The 16,039-nt window shown below is 41.9% G+C and carries 12 protein-coding genes and 1 pseudogene; 3 read left to right on the top strand and 10 right to left on the bottom strand.

Going from position 1 to position 16,039, the window contains the following annotated elements; translation table 11 throughout:
• Positions 1–47: 47 nt before the first annotated feature.
• Together NFS18_RS07080 and NFS18_RS07075 are read right to left on the bottom strand one after the other, a co-directional pair.
• Complete coding sequence (locus NFS18_RS07080) at positions 48–992, bottom strand: 3'-5' exoribonuclease YhaM family protein (protein ID WP_251389392.1); 945 nt, start codon at positions 990–992, stop codon at positions 48–50.
• A gap of 47 nt (positions 993–1,039) precedes the next feature.
• Positions 1,040–2,317 carry a S1C family serine protease gene (locus NFS18_RS07075; RefSeq protein WP_251389390.1) on the bottom strand — a complete coding sequence of 426 codons (1,278 nt, stop codon included), beginning with the start codon at positions 2,315–2,317 and terminating at the stop codon, positions 1,040–1,042.
• Between the two features lie 171 nt (positions 2,318–2,488).
• Here NFS18_RS07075 and NFS18_RS07070 point away from each other — a divergent pair, with 171 nt between their 5' ends.
• The 3 genes from NFS18_RS07070 to NFS18_RS07060 are packed head-to-tail and all read left to right on the top strand — an operon-like array spanning position 2,489 to position 7,036.
• On the top strand, positions 2,489–4,864 hold the full coding sequence (locus NFS18_RS07070; protein WP_251389388.1) for an endonuclease MutS2: 2,376 nt from the start codon (positions 2,489–2,491) through the stop codon (positions 4,862–4,864).
• A gap of 51 nt (positions 4,865–4,915) precedes the next feature.
• Complete coding sequence (locus NFS18_RS07065; protein WP_251389464.1) at positions 4,916–5,617, top strand: response regulator; 702 nt, start codon at positions 4,916–4,918, stop codon at positions 5,615–5,617.
• A 12-nt stretch (positions 5,618–5,629) separates the two neighbouring features.
• Complete coding sequence (locus NFS18_RS07060) at positions 5,630–7,036, top strand: sensor histidine kinase (RefSeq protein WP_251389386.1); 1,407 nt, start codon at positions 5,630–5,632, stop codon at positions 7,034–7,036.
• A 132-nt stretch (positions 7,037–7,168) separates the two neighbouring features.
• On the opposite strand, the gene dnaB is transcribed toward NFS18_RS07060, so the two are convergent.
• The 8 genes and pseudogenes from dnaB to NFS18_RS07020 form a co-directional block, all read right to left on the bottom strand.
• The gene (dnaB, locus tag NFS18_RS07055; protein WP_251389384.1) at positions 7,169–8,524 is read right to left on the bottom strand and encodes a replicative DNA helicase; all 1,356 of its coding nucleotides are present in this window, start codon (positions 8,522–8,524) and stop codon (positions 7,169–7,171) included.
• Positions 8,525–8,642: 118 nt separating this feature from the next.
• Complete coding sequence (gene rplI, locus NFS18_RS07050; protein WP_251389382.1) at positions 8,643–9,092, bottom strand: 50S ribosomal protein L9; 450 nt, start codon at positions 9,090–9,092, stop codon at positions 8,643–8,645.
• 52 nt (positions 9,093–9,144) lie between these two features.
• The gene (locus NFS18_RS07045; RefSeq protein ID WP_251389380.1) at positions 9,145–11,193 is read right to left on the bottom strand and encodes a DHH family phosphoesterase; all 2,049 of its coding nucleotides are present in this window, start codon (positions 11,191–11,193) and stop codon (positions 9,145–9,147) included.
• Positions 11,194–11,382: 189 nt separating this feature from the next.
• A pseudogene (locus NFS18_RS07040) lies at positions 11,383–11,714 on the bottom strand (tyrosine-type recombinase/integrase).
• A 183-nt stretch (positions 11,715–11,897) separates the two neighbouring features.
• On the bottom strand, positions 11,898–12,677 hold the full coding sequence (locus NFS18_RS07035; protein WP_251389378.1) for a response regulator: 780 nt from the start codon (positions 12,675–12,677) through the stop codon (positions 11,898–11,900).
• Between the two features lie 39 nt (positions 12,678–12,716).
• Positions 12,717–14,000: a sensor histidine kinase gene (locus tag NFS18_RS07030; protein ID WP_251389376.1), complete on the bottom strand. Its 1,284-nt coding sequence runs from the start codon at positions 13,998–14,000 to the stop codon at positions 12,717–12,719.
• A 316-nt stretch (positions 14,001–14,316) separates the two neighbouring features.
• Entirely contained in the window at positions 14,317–15,081 is a 765-nt protein-coding gene (locus tag NFS18_RS07025; protein WP_251389374.1) for an aspartate/glutamate racemase family protein, read from the bottom strand.
• Positions 15,082–15,116: 35 nt separating this feature from the next.
• On the bottom strand, positions 15,117–16,037 hold the full coding sequence (locus NFS18_RS07020; RefSeq protein ID WP_251389372.1) for an ABC transporter permease: 921 nt from the start codon (positions 16,035–16,037) through the stop codon (positions 15,117–15,119).
• Between the last annotated feature and the right edge of the window lie 2 nt (positions 16,038–16,039).

Here is a 16,039-nt window from a genome sequence, read left to right as displayed (position 1 = left end):
TGTTACGTCCACTTTCAATGAATGGGCTGGGTTCTTCCTCCACTGCACTAGATTTCACTCGTTCTGCGCAGATTTGACTCGAACAGCCGATTGAATCCCAGCCAGTCCGTTCCTTTTTTATCCTTGAAAATCTCTTTCAATGTCTGCATTTTTGCGTCTGCATTATCTGCCAGATTGAGCGCCGCTGCCTCAACTAATGCCGGTTTTTTCGGGGAACCAAATTCTAGTTCCCCATGATGAGCGATAACACAGTGCTTCCACTCATTTGCCAGTACAACCGGAAAATCTGGAATTGAACGTACTGCCTCGCTGATCATTTCCACGCCGATCACAATATGTCCGATCAACTGACCTTCATCAGTATAATCATTGTCTGGAAAATCAGACAGTTCCCTTGTCTTTCCAATGTCATGGCAGACTGCAGCGGCAATCAATAAATCCTTATTGATAATTTCGTAAGCGCCCGCAAAATATTCGCACAGACGAATTACACTCAATGTATGCTCCAGCAAACCTCCCGCAAATCCATGGTGTACCGTTTTTGCTGCGGAATGCCCTTTAAATGTCTTAACAAACTCTGCGTCATTTACAAAATAATATTCTATGGCACGGCGCAGATAATCATTGGAAATCCCCCGAATATAATCCAGCAGTTCGTTGTACATATTATCCACACTCTTTTCGGAAGTAGGCATATAATCCGCCGGGTTGTAATCCCCCTCAGAAACCTTGCGGAGCTGCTTAATATTAAGCTGTAAGTTATTGTTGTATGTAATGAGTTCTCCAACAACTTCTATAAAATCTTTCTCATCATAATCTGCAATCCCTTGAGAATTCGGATCCCAGATTTTGCCGTCCAGTACACCCGTCTTATCTTGCAGAAGCAAATTGTCATACGGCTTACCATTGCGTGTTTCTGCCGAACGCTTGCCTTTACACAGGTAAATACTTCTAATTGTCTCGCCTTCATGTAAGTCTTTAATATATTTCATAATCTGTCGTATCCTCTTTCCAGTCTCTTAATTTTTATAACCTTAAACTATTCTTTTGAACCCACATTTAATGAAAATGCAGCCTCTACATACTCATCAGAACCTCTCCTCATTCCCTGAACCTTCACACTTTCGCCCGAAGTGCATTTAAGGACCGCTCTTTCAAAGGACGTGATCCCTGTAACATCTTCTCCATTTACAGACTGAATGACATCCCCATTCTGGATTCCGGCTGCCATCGCCGGAGAATCTCCCTCTATCTGCGTCACATACAGTCCTTCTGGTATTCTTTGTTCTTCTGCGACCTCCGCCGTTACTGTGACTCCGTGTATGCCTGCATAAGGCACGCTTTTACCGTTTAACATCAACTCCATTACTGCTTTCAGATCGGAAATCGCCAATGCATTTGCAGTCACCTCCGGTCCCTCTGTCTCACCATGCCTGAGAAGTCCCTGCCGGATCAGACCGATTATCTGTCCTTTCTGGTTAATTAGAATTCCTGTCCCTGACTGTGCCACCGCAATATCTGTAGCAATAATTCCACACTGTCCGTCTGAAAACACTTCTTCATAGGCTACAGAACTTACCACTCCGTAACCAAGACCTTCTTCATATCCAAAAAGATTGCCCAGTCCGATAACAACATCTCCCTGAATCACAAGATTAGAATTTCCCAGTTCCGCCGGCTGAATGCGATTTGCCGTAGTTTCCGGAATCTCTTCTTCATCAATACTGAAAACCGCCAGTCCTCTGTTTTTATCTTGTACCTTTAAAGTTCCTGTAAGACTTTTTCCATCAGTAAATAAAATCTCCCATTCGGAAGCTTTCTCACATACACTGTTATCTGCTACAACCAGCAGTTCCCCGCCATTTTCCGCCATAATGATTCCTGCACTGCTGACCGCAGAAGAATTGGTCTTCTCCAGTTCCTTCGTCCAGTCTTCATCTGACTTCACGCGCACGGTAACAAGACACTTCTTAGCTTCCTGTGCTGTCAGATATAGCTTATCCATCATCTGCCGATAGCTTTGCTCATCCAGTATCAATGGTTCCTTCTCTGTCTCTACAGCCTCTCCTTTCGGTAATTCAACTGTGTCTTTCGGAATGGTCACTTCTTCGGACTCCTCTCCAAATGTCCGTTCTGCCCACGGTTTGAGCGCAAAAAAACCACAGCAGGCAAAAATTCCGATGATCACCCCGTAAATTGCCATTCTGATCAATTGTACAAACAATTTTTTCCTGCTTATTGATTTTGGTTTGATTGTTTCCGTTAAAAAGGAATACTCTTCTTCCGGTTTCGGGTTAGAATTCTGCTCGCTTTGCATAGGCATTTTCTCCTTCAGATTTTAGTATAACCGATTCCCCTGAATTCTTCAATATTATCCTTTTCAATATGAATCAAATAGAGTAAAATAATGATTAGGATTTCGTAAGTATTAGGTGCACAGAAACCCATATTATAATAATAAACATCAAAAAGGATTGTTACAACATTTATGAATCAGAAAACATTAACCAAATTAGAATACAACAAAATAATTTCCATGCTGGAAGAGCAGGCATCTTCTTTCCGTGGAAAACAGCTCTGCCGCAGGTTAAAACCTATGACAGATTTAGAGCGGATCAATACTGCACAGGAACAGACCGCTGCGGCATTTACCCACATTGTCAAAAAAGGCAGGATTTCTTTTAGTGATGCATTTCCTGTGGAAGAATCAATGAAGCGTCTGGAAGTGGGAGGGGCTCTTTTAAGCGGTGAGCTATTGCGTATCTGTAAAGTGCTCAAAACTGCTGCCCGCGCCAAAACATACGGAAGGCACGATACTCAGGATGAACTTGCCGACTGTCTGGATATCCGCTTTGAGCAGTTAGAACCATTGACTTTGTTAAGCAGCGAAATTGAACGCTGTATTATCAGCGAAGAAGAAATCAGCGATGACGCCAGTGCCACACTCAAACATATTCGCCGCAGTATCAGTGGTATCAACGACAAGGTTCATTCTACTTTGAATGCTCTGGTAAACGGGTCTCTCCGTACTTACCTGCAGGACCCGATCATCACCATGCGCGGAGACCGCTATTGTATTCCGGTCAAAGCAGAATACCGGGGACAGGTGCATGGTCTGATTCACGATCAGTCTTCTACAGGCTCTACCTTGTTTATCGAGCCTATGGCTGTTGTGAAACTAAACAATGATCTAAAAGAACTTTATGCGAAGGAACAGGAAGAAATCCAGATCATTCTTGCCCGTTTGAGTGAAGATACTGCAGCCTATATCGAAGAAATCCGGATGAACTACCGTATCCTTACAGATTTGGACTTTATTTTTGCAAGAGGTCAGCTTGCCTTCTCCATGAACGGCAGCCGTCCGGTGCTCAATGCAGAAGGACGTATCAAAATCCGGGATGGCCGTCATCCTCTGTTGGATTCCCGCAAAGTAGTCCCGATTACGATCCGTCTGGGAGAGGATTTCTCTCTTCTAATCGTTACTGGTCCTAATACGGGAGGTAAGACTGTATCTTTGAAGACCGTTGGACTGCTCACCCTGATGGGACAGGCAGGACTCCATATTCCAGCGGCAGACCGCTCAGAGATTGCTGTCTTCAAGCAGATTTATGCAGATATCGGAGACGAACAGAGTATTGAACAGAGTTTGAGTACATTTTCCTCTCATATGACCAATATCGTCTCTTTCTTAAAAGACGTAGACAAAGATTCTCTTGTGCTCTTTGATGAACTAGGAGCGGGAACAGATCCAACTGAGGGAGCCGCGCTGGCAATCTCCATCCTCTCCCACCTGCACAACCAAGGAATCTGTACAATGGCAACAACCCATTACAGTGAATTGAAGGTCTATGCCCTGACAACCGAAGGTGTGGAAAATGCCTGCTGTGAATTCGATGTAGAGAGTCTAAAACCGACTTATCGGCTGTTGATCGGTATTCCGGGAAAGAGCAATGCTTTTGCAATTTCCAGTAAGCTGGGGCTGCCGGATTACATTATCGAAGATGCAAAAGCACGTTTGTCTGAACATGACGTTTCCTTTGAAGATTTGCTGGGAGATCTGGAACACAGCCGCAAGACCATCGAAAAAGAACGGGAAGAGATTCAAAACTACAAAAGAGAAATGGAACGTCTTAAAAACCAGACACACCAGAAACAGGCAAAACTGGAAGAACAGCGGGAACGCATTTTACGTGAAGCAAATGAAAAGGCAAATGCCATTCTCAGAGATGCCAAAGAGGTAGCTGATGAGACTATGAAGAATTTCCGTAAGTTCGGAAAAGAAAACATTTCTGCGGCAGAAATGGAGCGTGAAAGAGAACGTCTGCGGCAGAAGCTCAAAGATACTTCTGCAAAATCTGGCCTCGCACCGCAGAAACCAAAAAAGAATTACAAGCCATCCGATTTCAAGCTGGGAGAATCTGTCAGAGTACTTAGTATGAACCTAACCGGAACCATCAGTTCTCTTCCTGATTCCCGCGGAAATGTTACGGTTCAGATGGGAATCCTGCGTTCTCAGGTCAATATTTCCGACCTCGAGATCATCGAAGAACAGAATCCTTACGCACAAAAGAATACGCGGAGAACCAGCAGCGGGAAAATCAAGATGAGCAAGTCTTTATCCGTCAGCCCCGAAATCAATCTTCTCGGAAAAACCGTAGACGAAGCGATCGCAGAGCTGGACAAATATCTGGATGATGCTCTTCTTTCTCACCTGAACAGTGTGCGGATTGTACATGGTAAGGGAACAGGCGCTTTGAGAAAGGGGATCCACGAGTACCTGCGCCGCCAGAAACATGTGAAATCTTTCCATATTGCAGAATTTGGCGAGGGAGACGCAGGCGTCACAATCGTAAACTTTTCGTAACTATTCAGCCATGCACAGATGAAACATCTACTTATTAACTTAAAAGGAGACATCATGAATAAACAGAAAATCCTAATCGTAGACGATGATGAAAATATTGCAGAGTTGATTTCGCTCTATTTAGTAAAAGAGTGCTTTGATACAAAAATGGTTTATAACGGCGAGGACGCACTAGCTGCTTTCGACACCTATCATCCCAATCTGGTGCTGCTGGACTTAATGCTTCCGGGTATCGATGGTTACCAGGTCTGCCGGGAAATCCGTGCCAAATCTGCAGTCCCTGTGATTATGCTCTCTGCAAAGGGCGAGGTCTTTGACAAAGTGCTGGGATTAGAACTGGGCGCTGACGACTACATTATGAAACCCTTTGATTCCAAAGAAATGGTTGCCAGAATCCGCGCCGTACTGCGTAGATATCAGGCGGTCAAACCTGAGCTCCCTGCCTCAGACAATATTAAATGTGTGACATACGAGGGTCTTGAAATCAATCTGACCAACTACTCCGTTACCTGCGATGGACAAACTGTAGATATGCCGCCAAAAGAACTTGAATTGCTGTACTTTCTGGCTTCATCACCAAATCAGGTATTTACAAGAGAGCAGCTTCTGGATCAAATCTGGGGTTATGAATATATCGGTGACACCCGTACCGTAGACGTTCATATCAAGCGTCTGCGTGAGAAGATTAAGGACCATGCAGCATGGGGCCTGAGCACGGTATGGGGTATCGGTTATAAATTTGAAATAAAATAAAGGATAATTTCCATGAAAAATACATTATATCTGAAATTTATATGGCTGTATATCGCCTTTGGTTTTCTGAGTTTGTTTACCGCTGCAACACTTGGTAAGCAACTCATTTTAAACCAGTTGAAGGACAATGCCTCCCAAAGTCTGTACCGGGAAGCCAACTTGATCGCAGCTAATTATCTGCCCTCCTATTTTGAAGGGAAAACCTCTGCGTGGGCGGTATATTCCCAGCTAGATGCTATGCAGATTTATCTGGAAGCCTCACTCTGGTTTGTAGAACCGGACGGGACGATGATCACTGCTTCTAACACAGGAAGCACACTATCTCCCTCGGTAATTGAAGACTTTAACCCAGCAGAAATTGTGGGAAGCCAGTACATTGCAGGAACTTACCACAATTATTTTTCCGAAGATGTAATGACCATCATGGCACCTGTGATTCAAGGCTTCCATACAGAAGGCTATCTTTTGATCCATAAACCGCTGTCCACCATTGAACAGGATGTAGCACAACTGATGACTTCCGTTTATATAACGCTTGGAGTCGTATATATACTGGCATTTTCGATTCTGGTAGGTTTTCATTTCTTTATCTACCGACCTCTCAAAAAAATCATTGATGCTGCTGCCCAGTATGCTCTGGGCAACCTGGACTATGAGATTCCCGTCTACACTCATGATGAAATTGGCTATCTCTCTGCATCACTGAACTATATGTCCTCTCAATTGAAGGACATGGAAGATTACCAGAAAAATATTGTAGCGAATGTTTCCCACGACTTCCGTTCTCCTCTGACCTCGATCAAAGGCTACGTGGAAGCTATGGCAGACGGAACTATTCCTCCCGAATTACAGGGAAAATATCTAAACATCATTTTATTTGAAACAGAACGACTAACCGATCTGACAAGAGATTTGCTGACGCTCAATGAATTTGATACCAAAGAACTGATGCTGAACAAAACCCGTTTTGACATCCAGGAAACACTTAAAAAGACTGCAGCATCCTTTGAAGGAGTATGTACACCAAAGCATATTTCCATTGAGCTTCTTTTCCTTTCAGAAGCAACCTATGTTTATGCAGATCAGCGCAAAATTCAGCAGGTGCTTTACAATCTGCTGGACAATGCAGTCAAATTCAGTGAAAATGATTCTATTGTCACGATAGAAGTGACCCGCAGAAATGAAAAAGTATTCGTTTCTATCAAAGACAGCGGAATGGGAATCCCCAAGAAAGATCTGAATAAAATCTGGGAGCGGTTCTACAAGTCTGACCTCTCCCGGGGCAAAGATAAAAAGGGAACCGGTCTGGGTCTTGCCATCGTCAAAGAAGCCATTTCAGCACATGATGAACTCATCAACGTTGTAAGTACGGAAGGTGTGGGCACCGAATTCATCTTTTCCCTGACTCGTATAGATTAAATCAAAACCTTTACAGCATTTTATCCATGCACCACTTTGGGTGCTTAAAGCAGAAAAAGATGCTGCTTTGTAACTAAACAGCTAATTACAAAGCAGCATCCTTCTCTCCATTGCATTTTCTTAATGTCTTCCTTATTCCTGATTCTGTTCCCGTAGTTCGTTTCCGAATCTGGTGTACTGCGGCATCCACGCCAGCCGCACCGTTCCGATCGGACCATTTCTCTGCTTGGCGATAATAATCTCCGCAATATTTTTGTCTTCTGTATCTGGAATATAATAATCCTCGCGATAAATAAACATACATACATCCGCATCCTGCTCAATAGCCCCTGACTCACGCAAGTCAGAAAGCATCGGACGCTTATCCGTTCTGGATTCTACCGCACGGCTCAACTGAGAAAGTGCTATAACAGGTACATTCAGTTCTCTTGCCAGTCCCTTCAAAGAACGGGATATCTCCGAAATTTCCTGCTGACGGCTTTCATTGCCTCTTCCACCGCTTCCGCTCATCAACTGTAAATAGTCAATGATGATCAGATCCAGTCCCAGTTCCAGTTTATATTTCCGGCATTTGGAGCGCATTTCTGCTATAGAAATACCGGATGTATCGTCAATGATCATACGGGACTTTCCAATCGTTCCCGCACCTTCGATCAGTTTTTCCCAATCGGTATCTTTTAAATTACCTGTTCTCAGAACCTGTGCATCCACATGAGATTCCAGCGAAAACAATCTGTTCACCAATTGTTCCTTCGACATCTCTAAGCTGAAAATCGCCACCGCCAGATTCTGACGAAACGCAACATGCTGTGCAATATTTAAAACAAATGCTGTCTTACCCATAGACGGTCTTGCCGCGATCAAAATCAAATCAGAGCGCTGTAGTCCCGACAACTTATAATCCAAATCAATAAATCCAGTAGGGATACCTGTTACAGTTCCTTTTGTCTTAGATGCCCGTTCGATCACATCCAGCGCATTGAGTACAACCTGCCTGATCGGCACATATTCCTGAGAATTTCCATGCTCAATCAGTTCAAATACTTGTTTTTCTGTTCTTTCCAGAATCTCTTCCAACGGTTGATTTTCCTGATAACAAGTATTCGCAATCTCTTCGTTAATCTTAATCAGCCTGCGAAGCGTAGACTTCTCTTGTACGATTTGCGCATAATATTTTACATTTGCCGAAGTCTCTACCCCCATCTCAGCAATCAAATCTTTGATAAATTCCAGACTACTGATTTCAGGGGGTACATTCTTTGATTTCAAATGTTCCTGGAGAGTAATCAAATCAATCGGCCGTCCCATATGAAACAGTTCGACCATCGCATCAAAAACAATACCATATGCAGCCTGATAAAAGTCCTCCCCTGTAATCATCTCAGACGTTGTCACCGCCGCTTCCTTGTTCATCAATATGGCGCCGATAACAGCACGCTCCGCCTCCGTGCTATGCGGCATAATCCGCTTTATTACTGCTTCATCCATTAAGCCGTCCCCTTATATCCTCACATGATATTGTGTTGGGGTCAAAAGCCCCCAACTATGATGCCTACAGATTGTTCCGTGCTTTGCACTCCCACAATCCTGCATCATGATATTGTTCTTATACTTCTTCTTTTACAACAACCTTCAGCTCTGCTGTCACTTCTGGGTGAAGCTTCACTGGAACATCATGTGTTCCCAGTGTCTTGATTGCTTCTTTTAACTGTATTTTCTTCTTGTCAATTTCCAGATTCATCTGTTCCCTGACCGCTGTTGCAATCTCTTTACTGGATACAGAGCCGAATGTCTTACCGCCCTCTCCAACTTTAATCGACAGTTCCACCTGCCCGGCTTTCAACTGTTCCCCCAACGACTTTGCCGCTTCCAAATGTTCCTTTGCAATCTTTGCTTCGTTATCCTTCTGAAGCTTCAAATCGTTTAAATTCTTGCTGTTTGCTTCTGCTCCAAGCTTCTTCGGCAAAATAAAATTCCTTGCATATCCATCGTTTACATTGACAATCTCACCCTTTTTTCCGAGGGACTTTACATCTTGCAATAATATCACTTTCATAATCTATAATCTCCTTTTTATAAAACATCTTTTAATCATTCTGCTTTTATGCTTAAATATCTCCATCTTCAATCATCTGATCAATTGTATTTTTCAGCATTTCAACAACCTGTTCCACGTCTGTATGGTCAAACTGCGCCCCGGCCGCATTGATATGACCGCCGCCGCCCAGCCTCTCAGCAATAATCTGTACATTTACCTCATCAATAGAACGGGCACTCAGATAAATTCTCCCCTCATAGACAGTCAGTACAAATGACGCTTTAATTCCACTGATATCCAGAAGTTCATTTGCCGTCTGCGCCCCGAGCACTGTCGGACTATCTATATCACTCGGACATTCCGCAATCGCATATTCTTCACGGTATACTTCTGCCAAACGCACTGCCGCTGCCTTTGCCCGGTAAGACTCCATATCATCACGAAACATCTTCCGCACACGGGTAATGTCCGCACCGCACCTGCGGAGAAACGCTGCTGCTTCAAATGTACGTACGCCTGTCCGATTCATAAAGTTTCTTGTATCAATCATAATTCCCGCATACAGACAGTCTGCCTCTACACTTGGAACACGGATATCTTCTACGATATACTGCAAAATCTCCGCAACCATTTCACAGGTGGAAGAAGAATACGGCTCGATATAAGAAAGAACTGCATTTTCAATTCCTGAACTGCTCTGACGGTGATGATCCAGCACTGCGATCATCTTCGCGCGTTTCAAAAGCTCCGGACACTCTGTCATCTGCGGCTTGCTCGTATCTACAACAACTAACATTGTGTTCTCATTATTGAACCGTTCCAGAGCTTCTTCCGAAGAAAGAAACAAATCTTTTTCATAAGATGAATTTGCAAGAATCTCATCATATAGCGGACGAATGGAATTTACATTCTCATTCATTACCACATGAGCACGCTTATCAAGCGCTTTTACCGCACGGTAAATCCCCATGCAGGCCCCCAGACTGTCTGCATCGGCAAGCCGGTGACCCATAACGATCACCTGATCCTTACCTGCGATAAACTCCCTCAGTGCTTCTGCCTTAACACGCGCTTTAACACGCGTATTTTTAGATGTCTGCTCCTTCTTGCCTCCGAAATATGTAATTCCATGGCTGTCCTTTGCCACCGCCTGATCGCCGCCCCGGGCCAATGCAAGGTCGATCGCTACACGGGCATAGTTATAGCTCTGCGCATAAGTAGACGTATTCAGACCAAGACCAATACTAAGCGACGCAGAGCATGCATTTCCAATATTGACCTGTTTTACCTCTTCCAGCAAAGAAAACCTATTCTCCTCAAACTTACGGTAGCTTTCCTTCTTAATAACAATAAAATACTTGTCCTTTTCCAGTTTTTTGACAATTCCATCTTCATCGCTAATATATTTATTAATCTTCCGGTCGATCAAGGCCACAAGAAGTGACTGCCTGACTTCCTCAACACTCTCCATGACCTCATCATAGTTATCAATGTAAATCAATCCCGCAATCAGCCGCTGGTCTTCATTTTCCCTGATGTAAGAATTCAGCTCTGTGACATCGTTTAAATAGAGAGTAATAAAATATTCCTTGCCTTGCGGCATCCGTACAATTTCCTCTTTGTCATGAAAATCTGCTACAGAAACCTTCTTTAAAATCGCCTGATAATCCCGTCCCTGATATCCTACTTCCAGTTCCACATGATCGATATCACCGCGTGGCAGAACTTTCTGACCCAACTCAGGAATCAACTTATATACGTAGTGTTCCCTTCTCTGCTCTGCAAATATTTCCGTAAATCGTTCATTCTTCCAAAGAATCTGCCCATCTTCCAGCAAAATGGCATACGGTACAGACAATCCCTGAAGCAGCACGTTCTGAAGTCCCTTGTACTGCGTTGAAAATTGTATCATATCTGCCAGAATCATCGAACGGTTATAAAAATATAGTCCTCCCGCCATCACCGCATATATGATAATAAAAACACTCATAACGATTCCTGCTTTGCGGCTTACATGATACATCCAGATGTTCATAGCGATCAACAGTCCGGTCATAATAACCGGCCAATACATATAAATCTTAAGCTGACCTTTCAAACGTATATTGTTATCTTTCATTTGCCCTTCCCTCCGGTGCCATTCAGCAGGCACACCATACTCATGCAGCCCTGTAAATTGCATGCTTGTCTGCTTAGACCGCATATTATGCAACTTATTATATCACTTTTTTATGAGATATTCCATTAACATTTTATACTTTATCATGCGAAGCGTAACAGCGTAAGAATTTCTATTATACTTTAATTTTTATAATCCCGACAATGTTCTCATTACCAAATCCACATCTTTATTTTCAAGTTCCTGTATGATATGCAGATAGGTCTTTTGTGTAGTCGTCATGCTCGCATGTCCCAATCTTCGGGCAACGCTAGCAATAGAAACTCCTGCAAACAGGAATAATGATGCATGGGTATGCCGCAATCCATGTATTGAAATTTCTGATCTAGCGCTTTTCCTTTAATAATTGCCTTTCTTGTCGGATCTCTTGGGATCAAGCCCTCATCAACTGCATCTAGGATTGCGCCTTTTAACTGATGGCGAAAATCTAATGTTGTCTGTCTTTTTTTCTGTTCGCTCATTCAAAACCTCCACTCTATTTCTCTACAATCTACTGAAAGTATAACATATAATGCATCAAGAAACATCTTATTTCAGTGTTTCATATATGTTCTAAATGCACCATTAAAAGAAAATAAAATAAAGCGTGTAAAAGTTATCGAAAAGAAAACTTACACGCTTTATTTTATCCCTTAACTCTATATTTATATCCTTTCCTGTAAAGAAGCATTCACGAATTCCGCCCATGAATACTGCCCCATAAATTCGCCATGATATGCATTAATACCACTGGCAACTCCGCTAAGCCACTGGTAATAATCACATTCCACCTTGTTTAAATTTAAAGCCATCTTTCCCCAGCTTGTCTCGATCGTATCCCCACATCCGTGTTTCTCCAACGTACTAAGAAGATCTTTGCGTAAATCACGGAAATATGATTCATGTGACTCATCTTCCCATATTGCAGCCATAATTTCATTATTTGTACACATTGCACCTCTGCGAAATGTCAAATATGCAAGGATTTCTTTTGTTTTACTATGCCGGAAATGTATCGGATGTTCACCTAAAAAGGCTTCAAAATTTCCAAAACATTGCAATCTCAGGCTTTCTGTCACATGAGTTTCAACAGGGAAACGAAGAATATCTAATTGTTCTCTCACCTGTTTTACCGTGATCGGCTTTAGAAGGTAACCACTTGCATTCAATAAGAATGCATCTGGCATATATTCAGAATATCCTGTAGAAAATATAATATTTGCCCTGGGCTGTATCAATTTTATCTTTTTTGCCAGTGTTACCCCGTCCATTCCCGGCATACTAACATCTAAAAAGAATACATCCACTTTATGAGTTTTTGCAAATTCCAGAACTTCTTTGGATCTTTCAAATACATGCAGTTTTGATTCCGGTTCCGCCTCTTCAATGACCCTTTTCATCTTTTCCAACATTAATACTTCATCATCTACTGCAACGATTTCCATATGCTCTCCTCGCTTTCCCTCTTCAAGTCTGTTACATATCTATGGAATCTGTCTGTTTTTTAATGTCGTCATATGCGTCTGCTTAGGAATTCGTATAATTACGATCGTTCCTAATCCTTTTTCACTTTGTATTGTTAAAGATCCCCTCACCATCACTTCCAGCCGTTCCGTAACATTTTTAATCCCTACATGAAGCTTACCATCATGGTATTCGCTGATCTCGGACAGTTCAAAGCCTATTCCATTATCACTGACTTCTATAATATATTCTTTTTTTGATTCCCTCGTCAGTATCTTAACGATCCCGCCATCCTCTTTTATGCAAATTCCATGTTTAACAGCATTTTCCACTATTGGCTGTACAGATAAAGCGGGAATCTGAAATTTTTCTGTCCGAATATCAAATACCACTTGCAGTTTGTCCCCAAAACGCATTTTTTCCAGCCATATATAAGTCTTTATGTGGTTCAATTCTGTCTGAAACGAGATAGGGGATATATGCTTCATCGACTCCAGATTCATTCGGAGATACTCTGCAAAATGATCTGTTGCATCTCTCGCATGTATTGGATCTATATCACACAATGCACTGATAGACCCTAATGCATTATATAGAAAGTGAGGCTGGATCTGACTCATAGTAATCGCAATGCGGCTTTCCGCAAGAAGTCTGTTCTGTTCTGAACTAATACATACATACCGTGTTAACAATGATAATAGCATTCCGATAAACAATACCTCTGCATCCCATGCATACTGCATAGGAAATGCCAGCAGCGGAAACACCATATACAGCCACATCGTTACAACCGTCCGCCACCCAAGCTGGTTTCGATAATGAAACACCAAAAACATATCAAACATAATAAGTAGCATTGCGGGGCACTGACTCAGGTAATATCCATCATTTGCTACATTTACTGCATTATATGTGATAACATAAAAAAGTCTGTTTTTACAAGAAAATGCCCACAATAGAGACATTACAATAATAATCGGCCATACGATAAGACGCAGCTTTGTATTAATTTCAACATTTTCCTTCATATAATCAATAAAATAATAGTGAAAAAAACCCATACAAATATATGCCATTACATATTCACAGATAAACATCACTGTAAAAAGAAACACACCGTCTATTTTACCGCGAAGGCTCCAGCGCACAACATCGCAGCACAGCATCAGCATATGTGCGATCATCCATCCGATCAAGTATATGTTAATCTGCTTATTTCGCCTTTGCTGTAAAATACACGATGTCAGTAATATAATAATTACAATAATCGCATACAAATCCAAAATCGTATTGTTTGTACGCATATTCATCCCTCTTTTTAAAGTCAGTAAATAAAATCTATTATACCATATTTCACAATTTCAAATAGGCAATCCTAGAATTAGCTAAAAAAATTTGTTACTATTCAGCCTTCCGGTTTCATAGTCACTAAAAAACGTCCACTGGACGTTTTTGTCGTATGCATAGCAACTGAATCCGCCCTATTTTAAATCCACCTACGGTGAAAGGGCGGATTCTATTTCTTCAGCACATGTTTTTACGGAGTTTGCAACAAGTGCAAACTCCTATACTGAACTGTTACCAAAATTCTTCAGACTGCCTATTTTTTTTCATAACAACTTACCTTTGAGTAGAATCGCTCCCCTCATACAAAGGGTGAAATACCTCTGGAACATTTTTATATTCTTGAGGGATTACTGGACTATAACTCATTATCCGGCTTGTAGACATTTTCAGATCCACCAGATCTTCTAACACTTTAACAGCCGATGCAACTGGGTCAAATACAGGAATATTCAGTTTTTCACGCAATCTCATATCAAACCCTGCTAACCCGCAGCACCCCAGGACAATAACCTCTGCGCCATCCTCTTTCACCGCCTTTTTTGCCTCCTCTAACAGATATGTTTCAAGTTTCTCCTGTTGCAGGCATTCTAATTCTTCTACATCTAAACCGATTACCCTGATACTTGCACACGACTGCTTCATTCCCACTGCTTCTAATCCCTCTTCTAACAGCGGTTTCCATCTTGGAGACGGCGTCACAATACTAAACTTTGCCCCTAATTGTTTTGCCAGCAGCATTGGCGGTTCAAATATACCGACAACTGGTTTCTCTGTAATCTGCCGTGCTGCATAAATGGAAAAATGATTACTGAAGCATGCAACTATAAATCCATCATAGTTTTCCTTTTCCCGCTGAACAATTTCTAACACTCCGACAGACGAAATGATCTCATCAAAGTATCCCTCTAATGTTAAGGGTCCGCAAGATGACGATACTGCTTTTACAATTGTATCTTTATTTTTATATACATCAGCCGCTTTTTGTGCAATTGAAGTAAAACCATCAGAAGTATTTGGATTAATCAGTAATAACTTCATAATATACCCTCTTTCTTTCTGCTTCCATTAACTTTTTAGTTTTCTTTTACATAATTTGTTCCTAGATTAGCTGGCATTTTCAAGTTCTTACGGCATATAGTCAATACAATAATTAAAATATATGGTAAAGCGTTAAAAAACTCTGTGGGCAAAAATCCAATCTGCGATGTCTTAGCAAATATCCCCAGCGCATCCGATATCCCAAATGCAACAGCAAATAATAAACCGCTGAATGGTCTCCAGTTTCCTAAGAAGCAAATGCCAAAAGCTATCCATCCTCTTCCAGATATAATTTCTGCAGAGTACATTCCTGCATTACAAATACAGTAATAAGCGCCTGCAATTCCGCCAAGACCTCCGGCTACGGCTACCGACCAGAATCTCACCCGCCTTACATTAATACCAGCCACATCTGCTGCTTCCGGATTCTCTCCGCACGATCTTAATGTCAGACCTAAAGATGTTTTAAATATAATGAATCCTGCTGCAAATACCAAAACATACGTCATATAAGAAATAATATTTTGGGAGAAAAGTATTGGACCGACAATCGGAATATCTGATAACACCGGAATTTTAATAACTCTCAGAGGTTCTATTTTAAGCGGTGTTGTAGGTGTCCCGAAAATAGCCCTGAAAAAGAACTTGCAAAATCCCGTCATTAAAATAGTAATTGCTGTTCCCATAACAATCTGGTGCTGATCCATGTAAACTGTCGTAAGACCATACAGCATTGCAACTGCCAGCCCGCATAACATTGCGGTCAAAAACCCCACTGTATAACTCCCGGTCAGATAAACACCGATAAATCCGCCCCATGCACCAGACAAAAAAATACCTTCAATAGCAGTAACCATCATTCCCGTACGCTCGGCAATGATTTCACCTACCGCACCTAAGATCAAAGGTGTACTCATAAATATTGCTCTAAAAATCAAACTGATAACAACATCCATCC

The sequence above is a fragment of the Mediterraneibacter agrestimuris genome, assembly GCF_943193195.1.
Lineage (GTDB): Bacteria > Bacillota > Clostridia > Lachnospirales > Lachnospiraceae > Schaedlerella > Schaedlerella agrestimuris.
Note: the sequence above shows the minus strand (reverse complement) of the source record. Positions and strands in the feature narration are given on the sequence as shown.